3 protein-coding genes and 2 pseudogenes are annotated in these 2,845 nt (G+C 65.8%); 4 read left to right on the top strand and 1 reads right to left on the bottom strand.

The features are described 5' to 3' along the window. The 4 genes and pseudogenes from ACK4TH_RS11380 to ACK4TH_RS11365 all read left to right on the top strand — a co-directional run. Window positions 1–304: pseudogene (locus tag ACK4TH_RS11380) on the top strand (cobyrinic acid a,c-diamide synthase); the annotation flags it as partial. Further along, complete coding sequence (locus ACK4TH_RS11375) at window positions 301–537, top strand: hypothetical protein (protein WP_409626564.1); 237 nt, start codon at window positions 301–303, stop codon at window positions 535–537. The pseudogene ACK4TH_RS11380 and the gene ACK4TH_RS11375, both read left to right, overlap by 4 nt. 65 nt (window positions 538–602) lie before the next feature. Continuing rightward, window positions 603–971: a hypothetical protein gene (locus ACK4TH_RS11370; protein WP_409626562.1), complete on the top strand. Its 369-nt coding sequence runs from the start codon at window positions 603–605 to the stop codon at window positions 969–971. A 114-nt stretch (window positions 972–1,085) separates the two neighbouring features. After that, the gene (locus tag ACK4TH_RS11365) at window positions 1,086–2,162 is read left to right on the top strand and encodes a replication initiator protein A (RefSeq protein ID WP_409626560.1); all 1,077 of its coding nucleotides are present in this window, start codon (window positions 1,086–1,088) and stop codon (window positions 2,160–2,162) included. 109 nt (window positions 2,163–2,271) lie between these two features. Here the strand turns inward: ACK4TH_RS11365 and ACK4TH_RS11360 are convergent. Continuing rightward, window positions 2,272–2,845, bottom strand: a pseudogene (locus ACK4TH_RS11360) (KfrA protein); the annotation flags it as partial.

Here is a 2,845-nt window from a genome sequence, read left to right as displayed (position 1 = left end):
GCCATACGACATTTGGGCGGCCGATGAAGTGGTGAAGCTGATCGACGAGGCCCGCGTCTACAAAGACAACCTGAAAGCCGCTTTTGTGGTTAATCGTAAAATCGCAAATACGGCTATCGGCCGCGATGTGGGCGAAGCCCTCGGGGCGTACCCGGTGCCGGCACTGGCGGCCAGCATCACGCAGCGGGTTGTTTTCGCGGAGGCCGCCGCCCAGGGGCTGGCTGTGCATGAGATTGACCAGGACGGGCCGGCAGCGGCCGAGATTGAGGCCGTAGTGGCCGAACTGATGGAGTTCGCACGATGAGCACGAAGAAGGTATCCATCGGCGCCAAGCCGACCAGCAAGCCGGCGCCGGCCGCCGCTGATGCGTGGGTAGAAAGCCGCGCCCCGGCCGAAGGACCGGAGCCGATGAAGCGGCTCACCATCGACGTGCCGGCCAGCCTGCACCGGGCGATCAAGACGCAGTGCGCGGCGCGTGGCACGAAGATCGCCGACGAAGTGCGGGAACTGCTTATGCAGAAATACGGCGATACGTAAAAGCGTATTTACGATTTTCATCAACCCGGCGCGGTAACGCCGGTTTCACCTGAAGGAGTGGCGCAATGGAACATCAAGAGCAGCAGCAAACCCGACTGACCAGGGAGCAAGTAGGCGTGATGGTGGATCGTTTCTTTGACGCGGTGGAGGACCGCGACAAGCCCGGCCGGGCTTGGACGTGGGACCGGCTCAACCACCGTGCCGACATGCCGGGCAGCGCCCGGATTCAGGCCGTGCTTCTGCCCGACGACGAAACGGGCTTTGCCCTTCATGCACGGCAGGACGGCACTGTGCACCCCATCACCCACAACGGGGCGCGGGTGCGGTTCAGGACCATCGAGCAGGCGCTTACGGCACTGGTGGACGTTTCCGGCCTGCACCCGGAAATCGTCATCAACGCGGGCAACTGGCAGGCCAGCACCGGCCCGGTATGACCGGCGGTAATATTCCCCCTAGAAACGAGATGGCCCGGCAGTGCGGTAACACTGTCGGGCCGTGCGGGCAGGAGTGGCGCCCCTTAATCCCCCAGTCAGACCAGGAGAATCCGCATGGCGAATGATACCAAGGCCCGAAAGGGCCGTCAGCAGAACCCCCAGGCCGAGGCGCAGGGCGTTCTAGACCTTGCAGCCGGCGGGGCGCCGGCCCCCGCTCAGGACACCACGCCGGCCAAGCTGCCGGCGCCGGTCAAGCGCGAGCGTCCGGCCTTGCTGCCACTGCGCCACACTGACCGCGATTTCTTCCTTGCCGATCTGTTCGACTACGCGCTGAAGGACGACGGCGCGAGCATGGAAGCGCCGATCTTCACGCTTTCGACCAAGGCCGACTTGTCGACGTGGACATGGGAGAGCAAGGACGGAAACCGCAGCGTCGAGGTCTATCCGTCGATCAAGGGCCGGGCGACGCAGTTCGACAAGGACGTTTTGATTTACGTCGTCAGCCAGATGACCGAGGGGCTGAACCGAGGCCGGGACGACGCGAAGAATCGGACCGTGCGCTTTACGGTGCATGACTACCTTGTATCGACCAACAAGCCCACAGGCGGCGCCGAGTATCAGCGCCTCGAGAACGCCCTAGAGCGCCTGCGCGGGACCACGATCAAGACGGACATTCGGACTGGCGGGCAGCGCGTCAAAGAGGGCTTCGGCATTATCGACTCTTGGACGATCATCGAGCGGGCGCCCGACGACGAGCGCATGATTGCGGTCGAAGTCACCTTGTCCAAGTGGCTTTTTAATGCGGTCCAGGCGCATGAAGTGCTGACCATCCACCCGGACTATTTCAGGCTTCGCCGGCCGTTGGAGCGGCGCCTGTACGAGCTGGCGCGCAAGCATTGCGGGCATCAAACCCTGTGGAGCATCGGGCTTGAGCTGCTGCAAGAGAAGGCCGGCAGCAAGGGCACCTTGCGTGAGTTCCGCCGCATGGTCCGCGAGATCATCGAGGCGCACACCTTGCCCGAGTATCGGATGACGCTGGACGACGCCGACAAGGTGACGTTCTACGTCCGCAACCCGCAGCGGCTGATTGCCGGGCTGACCAAGGGCAACAAGGCTGACGAGGTGCCAACCTATACCCGCAACCCGAAGCGAGTACCGCCCGAGCTGGATAAGGGGAAGGGCAAGCCTTAGCCGGCGCTCTTGGTGACAACAGATCCACCTGGCCAGCTCGCGTTTGTCACCAAGGGCGGGCAATGGTGACAAAACCGCCAGCCAGGCCTGCGGGATCTGTCACCAAGGATTACTCGGCCGGTTTCCGGGGCTTGCGCGCCGGCTTCGCGGGTGCGGCCTCGGTCGATGCCTGGGGCGCCTCGGTGGCCTTCATGGCGGCCAGCAGGGCGGCGTTCTGCTCGGTGAGGGCATCCAGCTTGCCGGCCAGTCGGGCGGCTTCCTCGCGGGCCTTGGCGGCATCCCTGCGGGCTTCCTCGCGGTCGGCCTCGGCCTTCGCCATGCGTTCGGCGGTGCGGTGGGCTTCCTCGGCGGCGGTCTTGCGCTGCTCCTGGTGCGCTTGCTCGGTCGCCTCGGCCTTGGCCTTCACGGTCGCCAGCTCGCCGGCCAGCGCCTGGGCGTGCTGCTTCTGGTCGATGGCCTCGGCGCGCAGTCGGTCGGCCTCGACGTGGGCGCGGTCCAGCTCGGCGCGCAACTCGCCGGCCCTGCGCTCGATCTCGACAGCGCGGGCCTCGGCGGTGTGGGCCTGCTCCTGCACCTGGGCGAGCGAGGCGCGCACGTCGGCCAGCTCCTGGGCGGACTGCTCGGCGCCGGCCTCCAGCTCGGCGATGCGGCTTTGCGCGGTCGCCAGCTCGCCGGCCTGCGAC

The organism is Tepidimonas sp., assembly GCF_046292505.1.
Classification (GTDB): domain Bacteria; phylum Pseudomonadota; class Gammaproteobacteria; order Burkholderiales; family Burkholderiaceae_C; genus Tepidimonas.
The sequence above is the reverse complement of the archived record's forward strand: the minus strand, read 5'-3'. Positions and strand labels throughout refer to the sequence as shown.

Bases quoted from the DNA above. Each gene is read 5' to 3' on its own strand.
- ACK4TH_RS11375 (WP_409626564.1), top strand. From the start codon at position 301: ATGAGCACGAAGAAGGTATCCATCGGCGCCAAGCCGACCAGCAAGCCG.
- ACK4TH_RS11370 (WP_409626562.1), top strand. From the start codon at position 603: ATGGAACATCAAGAGCAGCAGCAAACCCGACTGACCAGGGAGCAAGTA.
- ACK4TH_RS11365 (WP_409626560.1), top strand. From the start codon at position 1,086: ATGGCGAATGATACCAAGGCCCGAAAGGGCCGTCAGCAGAACCCCCAG.